The sequence below is a fragment of the Verminephrobacter aporrectodeae subsp. tuberculatae At4 genome (genome assembly GCF_000193225.1).
In the GTDB taxonomy this organism is placed as follows: domain Bacteria; phylum Pseudomonadota; class Gammaproteobacteria; order Burkholderiales; family Burkholderiaceae_C; genus Acidovorax; species Acidovorax aporrectodeae.
This window is the reverse complement of the sequence record NZ_AFAL01000263.1, coordinates 1-301: the sequence shown is the minus strand read 5'-3', so window position 1 is coordinate 301 and position 301 is coordinate 1. Positions and strand designations below refer to the sequence as shown.

General features: G+C 63.5%; 1 protein-coding gene. It reads left to right on the top strand.

Annotation, left to right across the window (positions count from 1 at the left end; translation table 11 throughout):
- Positions 1-301, top strand: a 301-nt coding sequence (locus VTU_RS26125) for an ABC transporter substrate-binding protein (RefSeq protein ID WP_040892311.1), incomplete at both ends; no start/stop codon positions are given.

The following is a 301-nucleotide window of genomic DNA, read 5'->3' as shown; positions in this document are numbered from 1 at the left end:
CGCTGACACTGGAAACCGACAAGCCTTACGCGCCCAGCTTCTTCCTCAACTGCCTGACGGCCAACGTGGGCGCGATCGTGGACAGGAAACTGCTGCTGTCCAAGGAGCAGAACGGCGACTGGGGTTACGCCTGGCTCAAGACCCACTACGCCGGCTCCGGCCCCATGAAGCTGCGCGAGTGGCGCGCGAACGAAATCGTCGCGCTGGAGCGCAACGACGGCCATTACGGTGAAAAACCCAAGCTGGCGCGCGTGATCTACCGCCATGTGAAGGAGTCGGCAACGCAGCGCCTGCTGCTGGA